We start from the raw sequence: 13973 nt of genomic DNA on the forward strand, positions 1-13973 counted from the left end.
CGTCTACTTCGCGAGCGTCGCGATGTCGATGACGAAGCGGTACCGCACGTCGGAGGCGAGTACGCGCTCGTACGCCTCGTTGATCTGCGACGCCGAGACGACCTCGACCTCGCTCGCGATGCCCTTCTCGGCGCAGAAGTCGAGCATCTCCTGGGTCTCGCGGATGCCGCCGATGCCGGAGCCCGCGAAGGAGCGGCGCGCGGCGAACAGGGTGAAGACGTGCAGCGGCAGGGCCTCGGCCGGAGCGCCGACGTTCACCATCGTGCCGTTGCGGCGCAGGAGACCGAGGTAGGCGTCCAGGTCGAGCGGCGCGCTGACCGTGTTGATGATGATGTCGAAGCTGTTCGCGAGCGTCGAGAACGTCTCCTCGTCCTTCGTCGCGTAGTAGTGGTCGGCGCCGAGACGGAGGCCGTCCTCCTTCTTGCTCAGCGACTGCGAGAGCACGGTGACCTCGGCGCCCATCGCGTGCGCGAACTTGACGGCCATGTGGCCGAGTCCGCCGAGGCCGACGACGGCGACGCGCTTGCCGGGGCCCGCCTCCCAGTGCGAGAGCGGCGAGTAGGTGGTGATGCCGGCGCAGAGCAGCGGCGCGGCGGCCTCGTAGGGGATCGACTCCGGGACGCGGAGCACGAAGTCCTCGACGACGACGACGTGGGTGGAGTAGCCGCCCTGGGTGACGGTGCCGTCGCGGTCGACGGAGGCGTAGGTGCCGGTGTTGCCCTTCAGGCAGTACTGCTCCTCGCCGGCGAGGCAGTTCTCGCACTCGCGGCAGGAGTTGACCATGCAGCCGACGCCGACGCGGTCCCCGACCTTGTGCTTGGACACCTCGGAGCCGACCTCGGCGACGACGCCGACGATCTCGTGGCCGACGGTGAGGGGGTACTGGACGGGTCCCCACTCGCCGCGGACGGTGTGGATGTCGGAGTGGCAGATGCCCGCGTAGGCGATCTCGATGAGCACGTCGTGCGCTCCGACGTCGCGGCGCTCGATCGTGGTGGGGACGAGCGGCTCGGTGGCGGAGGGGGCGGCGTAGGCGTTGACGGTCAGCATGTTTTCTCCTTCGTGGGGGCGCGCTCGAGCGGTGGTCCGGAGAGGGGGGTGGGAACGCGAGCGCGTCTGACCACGCTAGCGACCCCCGGCTGGACGCCGCCCGTAGGCTCGGATCATGCGGAGGACGATCGATCTGAACGCCGACCTCGGCGAGGGCTACGGGGTCTGGTCGCTGGGCGACGACGACGCGATGCTCCGGATCGTCACGAGCGCGAATCTCGCCTGCGGATTCCACGCGGGCGATCCGTCGATCATGGCCGCCCGCTGCCGGACCGCGGCCGAGCGCGGCGTGGCGATCGGCGCCCACGTCTCCTACCGCGACCTCGCGGGCTTCGGCCGCCGCGATCTTCCGGTCGGCGCCGAGGAGCTGCACGCCGACGTCGTCTACCAGCTCGGCGCGCTGCAGGCGGTGGCGCGGGCGGCGGGGACGTCCGTCCGGTATCTCAAGCCGCACGGCGCCCTCTACAACCGGATCGTGCACGACGAGGTTCAGGCGGAGGCGGTGGTCGCCGCGGTCCGCGACACGGCCCCCGGGCTGCCCGTGCTCGGGCCGGCCGGGTCGGCCGTCGAGCGAGCGGCGGTGCGGGCCGGGCTGCCGTTCCTCCGCGAAGCGTTCGTCGACCGCGGCTACCGTGCCGACGGGTCGCTCGTGCCTCGCGGCGAGCCGGGCGATCTGCTGACCGATCCGGCGACGGTCGCCGCCCGGGCCGTGCGCCTGGTCGTCGACGAGTCGGTGCGCGCCGCCTCGGGCGAGGAGCTCGCGATCGCGGTCGACTCCCTCTGCGTGCACGGCGACTCGCCCGGCGCGGTCGCGATGGCGGAGGCGGTGCGCGCGGCCCTGATGGACGCCGGCGTCGCCCTCGCGCCCGCGGCGCCGTGATCGCGGCGCGACCGCTGCCCTCCGGTGACCGGGCGGTGCTGGTCGAGGTGGGCGGTCTCGACGACGCGCTCGCGCTGGCCGCCGCCCTCGAGGACTCCCGGCCCCCCGGCGTGCTCGACCTGGTCCCGGCCGCGCTGACGGTGCTCGTCGTGCTGGACGCCTCGCTGCCCGTGGCGGCGGCCTCCCGCTGGATCACCCGGACGGCCGAGGCGGCGCAGCCCGGCGGACCGGGCGCCCTCGGACCCCGGCACGACCTCCCCGTCCGCTACGACGGCCCCGACCTCGCCGGGGCGGCCGCCGCGCTCGGCTGGAGCTCCGGCGAGCTGGTCCGCCGCCACACCGCGACCCCCTGGCGTGCCGCGTTCGGCGGCTTCGCGCCCGGCTTCGCCTACCTCGTCCCCCTGGCCGACTGGCCGGAGGTGCCCCGCCGCGCCGAGCCGCGCACCCGCGTTCCGGCCGGCGCCGTCGCACTCGCGGCGGGGTACTCCGGGATCTATCCGCGCTCCTCCCCCGGCGGCTGGCAGCTGATCGGCTCGACGGACGCGGTGCTCTGGGACACCGACCGGACCCCGCCCGCGCTGCTCGCTCCCGGCGACGAGATCCGCTTCCGGGCGGTGCCGTGAGCCTGCGCATCCTCGATCCCGGACCGCTCGCCCTCGTCCAGGACGACGGCCGCCCCGGCTACGCCGCCGTCGGCGCCGGTCGCTCCGGAGCGATGGACCGCGGCGCCCTCCGGCTCGCCGACCGCCTGCTCGGCAACCCCGACGGCGCGGCCGGCCTCGAGCTGCTGGGCGGCGGCTTCACCGCGCGCTTCGAGGCGCCGACCTGGTTCAGCCTGACCGGAGGCGCGGGCGCGGCGACCCTCGACGGCGCTCCCGTCGACCGGGTGCTGCCCCGTCTCGCTCCGCCCGGCGCCGTCCTCCGACTCGGAGCGCCGACGGCCGGGCTGCGCCGGACTCTCGGCGTGCGCGGCGGGATCGACGCGACTCCCGTGCTCGGCTCCCGCTCCCGGGACACCCTCTCCGGACTCGGACCGGAGCCGCTCCGCATCGGCGACGTCCTCCCCGTCGGCCTCGCCACGGCCCCGGTCCTCCTGCCCGACTGGTGGCCCCTCGACCCGCCGCCCCGCGACCTCGCGCTCCGGATCCACCCGGGCCCACGGCTCGACCGCCTGCCCGCTGGCACCTGGAACCGACTCCTCGCCGGCCCCTGGCGGCTGAGCACCTCCGCCGACCGCATCGGCCTCCGCCTCGGCGGCACCCCTCTCCCGACCGGCACCGCAGGCGAGCTGCCGAGCGAGGGCCTGGTGCACGGCTCGATCCAGCTGCCGCCGTCCGGCCTCCCCGTGATCTTCGGCCCGGACCACCCGGTGACCGGCGGCTACCCGGTCGTCGCCGTCGTCGACTCCGCCTCCCTCGACCTCCTCGCCCACCTGACCCCCGGCGACGAGGTGCACCTGCACCCCTGACGCCGCCGGCCCCCTGCCCCGCCCCGACCCGCGGCCCGCCGCGGGAGCCCCCCGAACTCGGGACGAGGCTCTGCCCCGACCCGACCCGCGGCCCGCCGCGGGAGCCCCCCCGAACTCGGGACATGGCTCCCACCCCGCCGCGCCCCGACCCGCGGCCCGCCGCGGGAGGGGCGCGGTGTCTCGTCGCGGCTCCTGGCTCGGGTCTGGCGGGCGCGCCGCAGGCGCGCGGGAAGGAGCCGCGACGAGGCACCGCGCCCCTCCCCCGTCACAACCCGAAGCCCGCAAGAACGCCCGCAAGCAGCCCCGAGCACCGACCTACCGCAGAGCGCGCTCCGCAGCAGACACCACGTTGTGGATGAGCATCGCCCGCGTCATCGGCCCGACACCCCCCGGCACCGGCGACAGCCAGCCCGCGACCTCGGCGACACCCGGGGCGACGTCCCCGGTGAGCTTCGCCTTCCCCGTCTCCGGATTCTCGACCCGCGTGATCCCCACGTCGAGCACCGCCGCCCCCGGCTTCACCCAGTCCGCCGCGATCAGCCCCGGGACGCCCACGGCCGCGACCACGATGTCCGCCCGCCGCACCTCCGCCGCGAGATCCGTCGTGCGCGAGTGCGTCAGCGTCACCGTCGCATCGAGCCCCTTGCGCGTCAGCAGCAGCCCGAGCGGCCGGCCCACCGTCAGCCCGCGCCCGACGACCACGACGTGCTTCCCCGAGATCGGGATCTCGTAGCGCTTCAGCATCTCGACGATGCCGTTCGGCGTGCAGGGCAGCGGGCTGTCGAGCTCCCCCTCCACCCCCAGCACCAGTCGGCCGAGATTCGTCGGGTGCAGCCCGTCGGCGTCCTTGTCCGGGTCCATCAGCTCGAGCATCGCGTTCTCGTCGATGCCCTTCGGCAGCGGGAGCTGGATGATGTAGCCGGTCACCGAGTCCGACTCGTTGAGCTGCCGGATGGCCGCCCGGATGTCCTCCGCCGACGCCGTGGCGGGCAGGTCGACGCGGATCGACTCGATGCCCACCTCGGCGCAGTCGCGGTGCTTCCCGGCGACGTAGGAGCGCGAGGCCGGGTCGTCGCCGACGAGCAGCGTGCCGAGTCCGGGCACGACGCCCTTCTCGCGCAGCGCCGCCACGCGCCGGGCGATCTCCGCCTTGACCGTCGCGGCGGTGGCGACGCCGTCGAGTACCTGTGCCGTCATCGTGGAACTCCTCATGCTGGGGGTCGAACGGGGGCGCCCGCGGGGTCCGGAGGCGCGCTCGGCGCTCCCGGACCCGGCGGCGCGGGGGATGCCCGGAGGGGCGGTGCGGCCTACAGCCCGGGGTAGAGCGGGAAGTCGTCCGTGAGCCCCTTGACGCGCGCGCGCAGCGCCTCGAGGTCGGCCGAGGGCTTGAGCGCCTCGGCGATGACGTCGGCCACGACGGTGAACTCGGCGTCGCCGAAGCCGCGGGTAGCGAGCGCGGGCGTGCCGATCCGCAGGCCCGAGGTGACCATCGGCGGGCGCGGGTCGAACGGGACCGCGTTGCGGTTGACGGTGATGCCGACCTCGTGCAGGCGGTCCTCCGCCTGCTTGCCGTCGAGCGGCGAGTTCCGCAGGTCGGCGAGCACGAGGTGCACGTCGGTCCCTCCGGTGAGCACGTCGATGCCCTCGGCCTTCGAGTCGGCGGCGGTGAGGCGCTCCGCGAGGATCTGCGCGCCGCGGATGGTGCGCGCCTGGCGGTCGGCGAACTCCTGCTCGCCCGCGAGCTTGAAGGCGGTGGCCTTCGCGGCGATGACGTGCATGAGCGGCCCGCCCTGCTGGCCAGGGAAGACGGCGGAGTTGAGCTTCTTGGCGTACTCCTGCTTCGCGAGGATCAGGCCGGAGCGCGGGCCCGCGAGCGTCTTGTGCACGGTGGTGGTGACGACGTCGGCGTGCGGGACGGGCGAGGGGTGCAGGCCCGCGGCGACGAGACCGGCGAAGTGGGCCATGTCGACCCAGAGCTTGGCGCCGACCTCGTCGGCGATCGCGCGGAACGCCTCGAAGTCGAGGTGGCGCGGGTAGGCCGACCAGCCGGCGATGAGGACCTGCGGGCGGACCTCGAGGGCCTTCTCGCGGACCGCGTCCATGTCGATGCGGAAGGTCTGCGGGTCGACTCCGTACGCCGTGGCGTTGTAGAGCTTGCCGGAGAAGTTGAGCTTCATCCCGTGGGTGAGGTGGCCGCCGTGCGCGAGCTCCAGGCCGAGGATGGTGTCGCCCGGCTGGACGAGCGCGGCGAGTGCCGCGGCGTTGGCGGTCGCGCCGGAGTGCGGCTGGACGTTCGCGAACTCGGCGCCGAAGAGGGCCTTCGCCCGGTCGATCGCGAGCTGCTCGGCGACGTCGACGTACTCGCAGCCGCCGTAGTAGCGCCGGCCGGGGTAGCCCTCGGCGTACTTGTTGGTGAGGACGGAGCCCTGCGACTCGAGGATCGCGCGCGGCACGAAGTTCTCGCTCGCGATCATCTCGAGGTAGCCGCGCTGGCGGTCGAGCTCCTGCTGCAGGACGGCCGCGATCTCGGGGTCGACGACCGAGACGGGCTGGTCGAACGAGGCGGGGACGGTGCTCGAGGGGGAGGAAGAGGACACGGGCGCTCCTTGGCTGCGAAACGGATGGCGTCCGCGCGAGGCGACGAGCTCGCTCGCGCGCGCGGACCAACGGTATCCGTTCCGGCCCAGGCGAACGGCAGGAAAAGTATCCGGAAGACGTCTCCGGAGAGGGTGCCGCTCCCCGATGGTCACCCATCCGAACGCCAGTCGCGACGCGGCCAGTGTAGCAACGGGCGGCCGATATCCTGAGCGGATGCAGACCGATTCCGCCGTGCCCGCTCCCGACCGCACCGCCGCCGACGCGGCGATCGGCGGCCCCGACGGCGGTCCGGGCAACCACTGGACGCTCACCTTCGCCTGCCCCGACCTGCCCGGCATCGTGCACGCGGTCTCGGGAGCGGTCGTCCAGGCCCGCGGCAACATCACCGAGAGCCAGCAGTTCTCCAGCGCGGACACCGGCCGGTTCTTCATGCGGCTGCAGGTGCAGTCGCCGGTGACCCGCGACGAGTTCGAGCGCGCGCTGCTCCCCGTCACCGAGCACTACGGCATGACCTGGCGGCTCGACGTCGTCGGCCGGCCGCTGCGCACCCTCGTCCTCGCCTCGACGGCGGGGCACTGCGTGAACGACCTGCTCTTCCGCCAGCGCGCCGGTCAGCTCGCGATCGACGTGCCGCTGATCCTCTCGAACCACGGGACCCTGCGCGACCTGGCCGCGTTCTACGGCGTCCCGTTCGAGTCGCGCGCCGTGAGCTCGCCCGAGTCCAAGCGGGCCTTCGAGGAGCGCGTCGTCGAGGTCGTCGAGGAGCACGACGTCGAGCTGGTCGTCCTCGCCCGCTACATGCAGATCCTCTCGCCCGAGCTGTGCGCGCGCCTGGCCGGCCGGGCGATCAACATCCACCACTCCTTCCTCCCGGGCTTCAAGGGCGCGAACCCCTACAAGCAGGCGCACGCCCGCGGCGTGAAGCTGATCGGCGCGACCGCGCACTTCGTCACGAGCGATCTCGACGAGGGCCCGATCATCGAGCAGAACGTCGTGCGGGTCGACCACTCGCACTCCCCGGCGCAGCTGGTCGCGATCGGGCAGGACGAGGAGAGCCGCACGCTCACCCAGGCCGTCAAGTGGTTCGCGGAGGACCGCGTGCTGCTCGACGGGGCGCGCACGATCATCTTCCGCTGACGGGTCGTTCCGCACCGGGGCCGCGGATCGAGGCCGGATACGATGGTCCGCGTGAATCGAGCGACAGCGGGCCAGGCGCGCACCGACCAGAGGATCGGCCCGAACGACGTGCTGCGGTTCGTGCTCGAGCTGTTCGCCTTCGTCAGCCTCGGGTTGTGGGGCTTCCTGTCGTGGGATCTGCCGTGGAGCATCGTGCTCGGCATCGGCGCCCCGGTGCTGGCGATCCTGCTGTGGGCGCTGTTCCTCTCGCCCCGCGCGGTCTTCGCGATCGACGTCTACGGCCGGTCGCTGATCGAGCTGCTGGTCATGGGCGCCGCCGCGCTCGCCTGGCTCGGCCTGGGGCAGCCGGTCGTCGCGATCGTGTTCGGCGTCGTTGCCGTCGTCTCCGGCGTGATCGCCGGCCGCCGCTCGCTGTCCTGACGACCCGGCCGCGTCGCTCCGCCCGGCGGGTCTGCAGCACCTCCGGCACCTCCGGCACGCGGAATCGCCTCCGGCACGCTCGAACCCACCGGAATCACGAGCCCGGGCTCATTCCGCGAGCCGAACCTGCCCCGCACCCGCACAGCCACACCTCCGGCACGCGAAACGACCTCCGGCACGCTCGAATTCGTCGAAACGACGAGCCGGAGCTGCTTTCGCGAGCCGAACCTGCGCCGTACCCGGCCGGCGACGCCTCCGGCACGCAGAATCGACTCCGGCACGCGGGAATCCGCCGAGACGACGAGCAGGAGCTGCTTTCACGAGCCCGACGTGGTCTGCAGCTGTCGTGAAGGCATCTCCGGCTCGCGAAAACGTCTCCGGCTCGCAGGAAGGCGCCGATTCCACGAGCCGGAGGTGATCGCACGAGCCGGAGGTGATCTCGCACGCCGGGTCGCCGGAGTCGACTTCCACGGCACCAGCGGAGGCGCGCCCGCGGCGGTCCGCCCCGCCCACGAGCGACGGCCCGACCACGAGCGACGCCCCGCCCACGAGCGACGCCCCGCCTACGAGCGACGGCCGCCCCGCCACCCCCGGAGGGACGAGCGGGACGGCCGTCGCGACGAGGCGCGGAGGGCTACTCCGCCGCACCCGCCTCACGCTGCGCGAGCGCGCGGCGACGCAGGCCGGTGAGGACCGCTCCGGCGCCGATCAGCGCGAGGGCGCCCGCTCCGAGCAGTCCGCCGCTGAAGCCCGTGGACGGCAGGCCGCCGAGCCGTGCCCGGCGCGCCCGGTCCGGCGGTGGGCGTCGAGGTCGGCGCGGGGGGCGCCGTCGGCCGGCGGTCGGCGTCCCGGTCGGAGCCGGCGTCGCCGTCGGTCCGGCGGTCGGCGTCGCGGTCGGCTCGGCGGTCGGCCCCGCCGTCGGCGTCCCCGTCGGCCCCGCCGTCGGCGTCCCGGTCGGCGCCGGCGTCGACGCCTCCGTCACGTCCACGCTGACCAGGGTCGAGAGACCCGAGTCGGCGTAGGCGATGCTGCCGAGGTACTCCGCCGGGCCGGCGAGGCCGATCCAGGACACGGAGTAGCTCGTCGGCTCGCCCAGGACGACGTCGACCACCTCGGGCTCGGTGCTGAGCGAGCCGACGCCGCCCTCCTCGGGCACGAGGAAGCTCCGGAGGTCGAAGGTCGCCTCCGGCTCGGCGCCCACCGCGTAGATGTCGACGGACACCAGGTAGCTGCCGGCCTCCGGGGCCGCGAGGTCGACCCGCTCGTCGGCCGAGGCCGTCGCGCTGGTCGAGACGATGTCCGGCTCGCCGTCGACGATCCGCGTCACCGACAGGTCGAGGTCGGCGGTGTCGTCGAGCGAGTCGAGGTCGAACCGCGCGAATCCGGTGCCCGCAGGCACCTCGACGGTCGTCTCGAAGGTCTCGCCCTCCGGCAGCGTGCCGGAGTGGCCGTCCGCCGCGGTCGCGTCCTCGGCGAGCACGCCCGCGACGAGGCCGCTCGGCGTCAGCGGCAGCTCGCCGTCGATGCCGGGCGTGATCTCGACGCTCGTCGAGCCGGTCGAGCCGGAGCCCGAGACCTCGTACGGCGCGTCGAGCAGCACCGGTCGCACGGCCACGGGGCTGCGGACCTCGTGCTCCGCGCTCGACCAGGTGAGGTAGCCGGTGGCGAACTCGGCGAGCTCGGCGTCGGTCCTGGTGAAGGCGACGGTGTACTGGGCGGTCTGGCCCGCTCCGGTGAAGGAGAGGGTCGACGGCGAGACGACGGCGTCGACTCCGGGGATGTCGAGGGCGGCGGTGTACGTGCCGGCCTCGGTCGAGGTCACCGTGCGGGTGACGGTCTGGGTCCCGGCCAGAGCCCCGATCGCGATCGACGCCTGGTTGAGGTCCGACGGGTCGATCGGGTCGATCGCGGCGAGAGCCGGGTCGGCGAACTCGTAGCCGACGCCCCGGAGGAACGCGATCCAGTCGGTCGGACCGCTCTCGTAGAGCAGACCGGGGTCGAGGAACGCGGTCGGGTCGACGTGGCCGGCACCCTGCGCGAAGACGTCCTCGGACGCGTTCCCCGCCTGGTCGACGCTGTCGTAGGAGGTCGTCATCATGGCCGACTTGACCGCAGACGGCGACGCGTTCGGGCTGACGCCGAGGATGAGGGCGGCGAGGCCCGCGATGTGCGGCGACGACATCGAGGTGCCGGACTCGAACGCGAAGGCGGGGTCGTCGCCTTCCGCGTTGAAGCTGTCGGCGAGGATCGCGACGCCGGGCGCCGTGATGTCGGGCTTCAGCACGTCGGTGCCGTCCGCCTCGGCCGGGCCCCTCGAGGAGAACCCGGCCACCTGCGGCACCGGGATGCTCGTGCCGGTCGAGTTGCCCTCGGTCAGCGTCGCGGTCGCACCGGCGGTGCCGGCGTAGTCGGTGATCGCGTCGTAGGCCTGCGAGTCGATCTGGATCGACGGGACGGAGTGGTCGTCGACGTGCAGCGCGTTCGGGAACGGGTTGAGCAGCAGCATGCCGATGCCCCCGGCCCGGTCGACCTCGGCCGACTTGGAGACGCGGGCGGTGACGCCCGCCGTGCAGGCGACGATCTTGCCGGCGACCTTCGACGCGTCGAGCGAGCCCGGCGCGCAGATGTCGGGGTTCTCGGTCCCGGCGACGACGACGTCGGCGCTGTTCACGAGCGGTCCGGTGACGTCGTCGTGGACGGTGATCGATCCGCCGACGAAGGCCTGGCCGTCACCGAGGGTGGCGGTGGCCGTGTAGGTCGGGATCGACGAGGCGGCGACCGTGGTGTACCACGGCGAGGCGTGGTCGAGGGTCGAGACGCCCGGGCCGGAGTTGCCGGCCGAGGCGGCGACGAAGACGCCGGCGGCCGCGGCGTTCAGGAACGCCTGGTCGTAGGGGTCCAGCGTCGAGACGGCGGAGCCGCCGCCGATCGAGAAGTTGATGACGTCGACGCCGTCCGCGACGGCTGCATCGATCGCGGCGAGGATGCCGGTGCCCGAGCAGTAGTCGTCGTCGTCGGTGCCGTTCTCGTCACCGTTCCAGCAGACCTTGTACGCGGCGACCTTCGCGGCCGGAGCGACGCCGGAAATGGTGCCGTAGTCGTAGCCGTCCACCGAGGCCTCGACGCCCGCGTTGCCGGCGGCCGTGCTCGCGGTGTGCGAGCCGTGGCCGTCCGCGTCGCGCGGCGAGCGGAACTCGGGGTTGTCCGTCGAGCCTGCCGCCTCGTTCTCGCCGAGGAACCAGCGGGCGCCGATGAGCTTCTGGTTGCACTCGTCGCCGTCCCACTGCGCCGAGGCGGGGAGGCCGGGCGAGCACGAGCCGATGAACGCGCCGCCGTCGGACTTCGCGAAGCTCACGCTCGTGCCGTCGGTGAACGGAGCGGCCCCGGGCGAGGTCGCGAGCGGTGCGCCGGCGAAGGAGGGGTTCTCGGGTGCGATGCCGGAGTCGATGACGCCGACGACGACGCCCTCGCCCGCGCGGTCGACGCCGCCGACCGCGTCCCAGACGCCGCCGGCGCCGTCGAGTCCGAGGAAGCCGGTCGACGACTCCTGACCGGTGTCGGGGACGGGGATGCCTGCGGCGGCGCCGGCCGCGGCGGGAGCCGGTGCCGTCGAGGGCGCGGCGCGGTCGAGCTTCAGGTCCTCGACCTTCTGCACCTCGGCGACGTCACGGCGACCGGCGAGGCTGCTCGCCTGCTCGCCGGTCAGCTGCGCGGAGAAGCCGTTGAGGGCCACCGTGTAGTGGTAGCCGATCTCGACGTCGGCGTCGGCGGCGAGGGCCTCCTGCAGCTGCTCGAGGTGGCGGGAGTAGTCCTGCACCGGCGTGGAGCCGGCCTCCAGCTGCGAGCCGGCCTCGGGGGCGGTGCGGGCGAAGCGGGCGTCGGTGCCCTTGTAGGTCGCGGCGGAGGGCTCGACGAGGGTGACGACGTAGTCGCCGTCGTCGAAGCTCTGCGTCGAGGAGAGGCCGCCGACGAGCGTCGCGCCGCCCACGAGCGGAGCGGCCGAGGCGGCCGAGACCGCGAAGGCTCCGGAGGCGGCGATGCCCAGCGCGGCGAGGCCGGCGAGGAGGCGCTTCTCAGCGCGGCGGACGGGTGGACGGTGGGACAGGTGGAGCGGCAATCGATGTCCTTACTCACGTTCGCTGGGAACCGGATCGGTTTCCACACTGAATCGACCCTACGAAGAAGATCGTCCGGCTCTGTTACGAACAGGTAACGAAAGTACTCGATCGGCGTACAACGTCGTCCTACCCGGCGTGACTCGTCGGTCCCCTGCCACAGGACACGCCTGAGCCCCGCCCGGGCACACTTCTGAGCCCCGCCCGGGGACACCGACGCGCCGCACCCCCGCCCTCAGACGGGGCTGGGTGCCTGGACGATCGGGCGACCCGTCGCCAGCCGCTCCGCGATCTGCTCCGCTCGCCGTGCCCAGGAGTGATGCCGGCGCACGTGCTCGCCGGCCCGCGCAGTCACTGCCTCGGCACCCGCGTCCGCGTCGGCGTCGAGCCGTTCCGCGAGATCCGCTCCGTCGACGTCCACCTGGAGGATCGCGTCGAGCGGCAGCAGCGTCTCGTACTCGCCGCTGCCGGGCAGCACCCCGAGCAGCCGCGCACCGGCGGCGAGACCCTCGAGATAGCGCATCACGAGCGGGCTGTACCCGCCGGTGCGCGCCCGGTCCTCGGCCAGCGGCGGAGTGACCACGAAGTAGCGCGAGCGGCCCGCCAGCTCGCCGAGCTCCTCCGGTGTGAGCAGCACGCCCTCGCGTCGGTACTCGTAGCGCAGCCCGCGCGCCCCGCAGTACTCGAGCAGCGCGCGGTGCAGCGGTTCGTGGCGCCGACCCATCCAGAACGCGAACACGTCGCGCTCACCGCTGCCCGGCCGGAACACCCCGGTGTCGACTCCGAACGGCAGCCACTCGAACCGGCCGCGCGGGTGCCGGCGCCGCAGCTCCTCCGCGCCCTCCCGGAACGGCACGAACAGCGGGTCGAGCCGCTGGAGCCGGGCGGCGAGCGCGATCCGCGGCAGATCGACCAGCCACGGATCGACGACGAACGCCGAGCGCCGCGCCCGACCCGCGGCGAGCGAGGCGGCGACGAGCGGCCACTCCGGGCGGGCGCTCTGCTGCATCCAGAACACGGAGTCGGCACCGCGCATCGACCGCACGAGCCCCGGCCAGGACCTCGGCGACGGCGGCGGGGACACCAGCCGCCCGGACTGCGCGGCCAGCGGCTCGAGCAGGGGCGGGCCGAGCGTCGTCCAGTTGATCCAGGGATCGAGGCGGTCGTTGGACAGCACGGCGAGCGTCATGCGGGCTCCGGTCTTCGGGTGCGCCCACCGTAGTGACCGCCCCTCCCGCGCACAACCGGGCGGGGCCGCCGCCCTACGCTGGCGGGATGCGCGAACCGAATCCCGACGCCGCCGTCGGCGTCATGCTCCCCCGCGACCTCCCCGCCGCCGAGGTCCTCCCCTACGCCCGCCGCGCCGAGGCGCTCGGCTTCGACGAGCTCTGGGTCGTCGAAGACCTGGGCTTCCGCGGCGGCATCGCCCAGGCCGGGGCCGTGCTGGCCGCGACCGAGCGGATCGTCGTCGGCATCGGGATCCTGCCGGCCGCCGTCCGCACCGCCGCCTTCACCGCGATGGAGCTCGGCACGCTCGCCGAGCTCTTCCCCGGACGCGTCCACGCCGGGATCGGCCACGGCATGCCCGGCTGGATGCGGGGCCTCGGCGTCTGGCCGAAGAGCCCGCTGACGCTGCTGGAGGAGCAGTTCGACGCGATCCGCGCGCTGCTCTCGGACGAGGAGGTGACGCGGGACGGGCGCTACGTGCACGTGGACGGGCTGCGGCTCGAGTCGCCGCCGCGCGTCGTGCCGCCGCTGCTGGCCGGGGTCCGGGGCCCGCGCTCGCTCGAGCTCGCCGGCCGGATCGCCGACGGCGCGATCCTGGCCGAGCCGGTCGCTCCGGAGTACCTCGCCCGGGCCCGCGAGCAGATGGGGACGCCCGGCCGCGTCGTCGCCTACAACGTCGCGGCGGTCGCCGACGACGCCGCCGCCGCGCGCGCCGCCGTCCGCCCCGGCCTGGAGTGGATCGGCGAGCCGGATTGGGCGCCGCACCTCGAGCCGCTGCCCTTCGCGGAGGAGTTCGCCCGCCTGCGCGAGCGCAGCGCCGACCGCGCCGCCTTCGTCCGCGACCTGCCGGACGAGTGGGTCGACCGGCTCGCCGTCGTCGGGACTCCGGAGACGGCCCGCGCGCGGATCGACGCGCTGCACGCGGCCGGCGCGGCGAGCGCGGTGCTGGTGCCGATCGGCGCCGATGCGGGCGCGGCGATGGAGCAGCTGGCACGGGTGCTCTGACCCTGCTCGGCCGCCGCCCGCACGTCCGGCACGCGGAAACGGCTCCGGCTCGCGGAATCCGAGGACTCCCGCG

At 74.1% G+C, this 13973-nt stretch carries 11 protein-coding genes; 6 read left to right on the forward strand and 5 right to left on the reverse strand.

Features of this window, described 5'->3' with window-relative positions; genetic code table 11:
- Window positions 1-3: 3 nt before the first annotated feature.
- Window positions 4-1050 carry an NAD(P)-dependent alcohol dehydrogenase gene (locus GSU72_RS14760; protein ID WP_159985735.1) on the reverse strand — a complete coding sequence of 349 codons (1047 nt, stop codon included), beginning with the start codon at window positions 1048-1050 and terminating at the stop codon, window positions 4-6.
- A gap of 115 nt (window positions 1051-1165) precedes the next feature.
- On the opposite strand from GSU72_RS14760, the gene GSU72_RS14765 reads away from it, so the two are divergent.
- From GSU72_RS14765 to GSU72_RS14775, 3 genes are read left to right on the forward strand one after another with little or no spacing between them, the layout of a single operon-like run.
- A complete protein-coding gene (locus GSU72_RS14765; protein ID WP_159985736.1) occupies window positions 1166-1930 on the forward strand; it encodes a 5-oxoprolinase subunit PxpA in 765 nt (254 codons plus the stop codon).
- Window positions 1927-2553, forward strand: coding sequence for a carboxyltransferase domain-containing protein (locus tag GSU72_RS14770; RefSeq protein ID WP_244255835.1), 627 nt, complete (start codon window positions 1927-1929; stop codon window positions 2551-2553). Before GSU72_RS14765 ends, GSU72_RS14770 begins: the two co-directional genes overlap by 4 nt.
- Complete coding sequence (locus GSU72_RS14775; RefSeq protein WP_208545065.1) at window positions 2550-3398, forward strand: biotin-dependent carboxyltransferase family protein; 849 nt, start codon at window positions 2550-2552, stop codon at window positions 3396-3398. The genes GSU72_RS14770 and GSU72_RS14775 overlap by 4 nt, the downstream gene beginning before the upstream one ends.
- A 315-nt stretch (window positions 3399-3713) precedes the next feature.
- Here the strand turns inward: GSU72_RS14775 and GSU72_RS14780 are convergent, their stop codons facing one another.
- Both GSU72_RS14780 and glyA read right to left on the reverse strand, forming a co-directional pair.
- Window positions 3714-4595 (reverse strand): bifunctional methylenetetrahydrofolate dehydrogenase/methenyltetrahydrofolate cyclohydrolase, encoded by an 882-nt coding sequence (locus GSU72_RS14780; RefSeq protein WP_159985737.1) that lies wholly within the window; start codon window positions 4593-4595, stop codon window positions 3714-3716.
- 110 nt (window positions 4596-4705) lie between these two features.
- Window positions 4706-5995, reverse strand: coding sequence for a serine hydroxymethyltransferase (gene glyA, locus GSU72_RS14785; RefSeq protein WP_159985738.1), 1290 nt, complete (start codon window positions 5993-5995; stop codon window positions 4706-4708).
- A 214-nt stretch (window positions 5996-6209) separates the two neighbouring features.
- On the opposite strand from glyA, the gene purU reads away from it, so the two are divergent.
- Both purU and GSU72_RS14795 read left to right on the forward strand, forming a co-directional pair.
- Window positions 6210-7133 (forward strand): formyltetrahydrofolate deformylase, encoded by a 924-nt coding sequence (gene purU / locus GSU72_RS14790; protein WP_159985739.1) that lies wholly within the window; start codon window positions 6210-6212, stop codon window positions 7131-7133.
- Window positions 7134-7184: 51 nt separating this feature from the next.
- Window positions 7185-7553 carry a YrdB family protein gene (locus GSU72_RS14795; protein WP_244255836.1) on the forward strand — a complete coding sequence of 123 codons (369 nt, stop codon included), beginning with the start codon at window positions 7185-7187 and terminating at the stop codon, window positions 7551-7553.
- Window positions 7554-8187: 634 nt separating this feature from the next.
- On the opposite strand, the gene GSU72_RS21330 is transcribed toward GSU72_RS14795, so the two are convergent.
- Together GSU72_RS21330 and GSU72_RS14805 are read right to left on the reverse strand one after the other, a co-directional pair.
- Window positions 8188-11670, reverse strand: coding sequence for a S8 family serine peptidase (locus tag GSU72_RS21330; protein WP_159985741.1), 3483 nt, complete (start codon window positions 11668-11670; stop codon window positions 8188-8190).
- Window positions 11671-11903: 233 nt separating this feature from the next.
- On the reverse strand, window positions 11904-12857 hold the full coding sequence (locus GSU72_RS14805) for a glycosyltransferase (protein WP_159985742.1): 954 nt from the start codon (window positions 12855-12857) through the stop codon (window positions 11904-11906).
- A gap of 86 nt (window positions 12858-12943) precedes the next feature.
- Between GSU72_RS14805 and GSU72_RS14810 the strand changes: the two genes are divergently transcribed.
- Window positions 12944-13900, forward strand: coding sequence for an LLM class flavin-dependent oxidoreductase (locus tag GSU72_RS14810; RefSeq protein ID WP_208545066.1), 957 nt, complete (start codon window positions 12944-12946; stop codon window positions 13898-13900).
- Window positions 13901-13973: the final 73 nt, after the last annotated feature.

Origin of the sequence: Rathayibacter sp. VKM Ac-2760 (assembly GCF_009834185.1) — a bacterium.
GTDB lineage: Bacteria > Actinomycetota > Actinomycetes > Actinomycetales > Microbacteriaceae > Rathayibacter.

What these genes read in the sequence shown, in the direction of transcription:
- GSU72_RS14760 (WP_159985735.1), bottom strand. Translation starts at nt 1,050, where the DNA reads ATGCTGACCGTCAACGCCTACGCCGCCCCCTCCGCCACCGAGCCGCTC.
- GSU72_RS14765 (WP_159985736.1), top strand. Translation starts at nt 1,166, where the DNA reads ATGCGGAGGACGATCGATCTGAACGCCGACCTCGGCGAGGGCTACGGG.
- GSU72_RS14780 (WP_159985737.1), bottom strand. Translation starts at nt 4,595, where the DNA reads ATGACGGCACAGGTACTCGACGGCGTCGCCACCGCCGCGACGGTCAAG.
- purU (WP_159985739.1), top strand. Translation starts at nt 6,210, where the DNA reads ATGCAGACCGATTCCGCCGTGCCCGCTCCCGACCGCACCGCCGCCGAC.
- GSU72_RS14805 (WP_159985742.1), bottom strand. Translation starts at nt 12,857, where the DNA reads ATGACGCTCGCCGTGCTGTCCAACGACCGCCTCGATCCCTGGATCAAC.
- GSU72_RS14810 (WP_208545066.1), top strand. Translation starts at nt 12,944, where the DNA reads ATGCGCGAACCGAATCCCGACGCCGCCGTCGGCGTCATGCTCCCCCGC.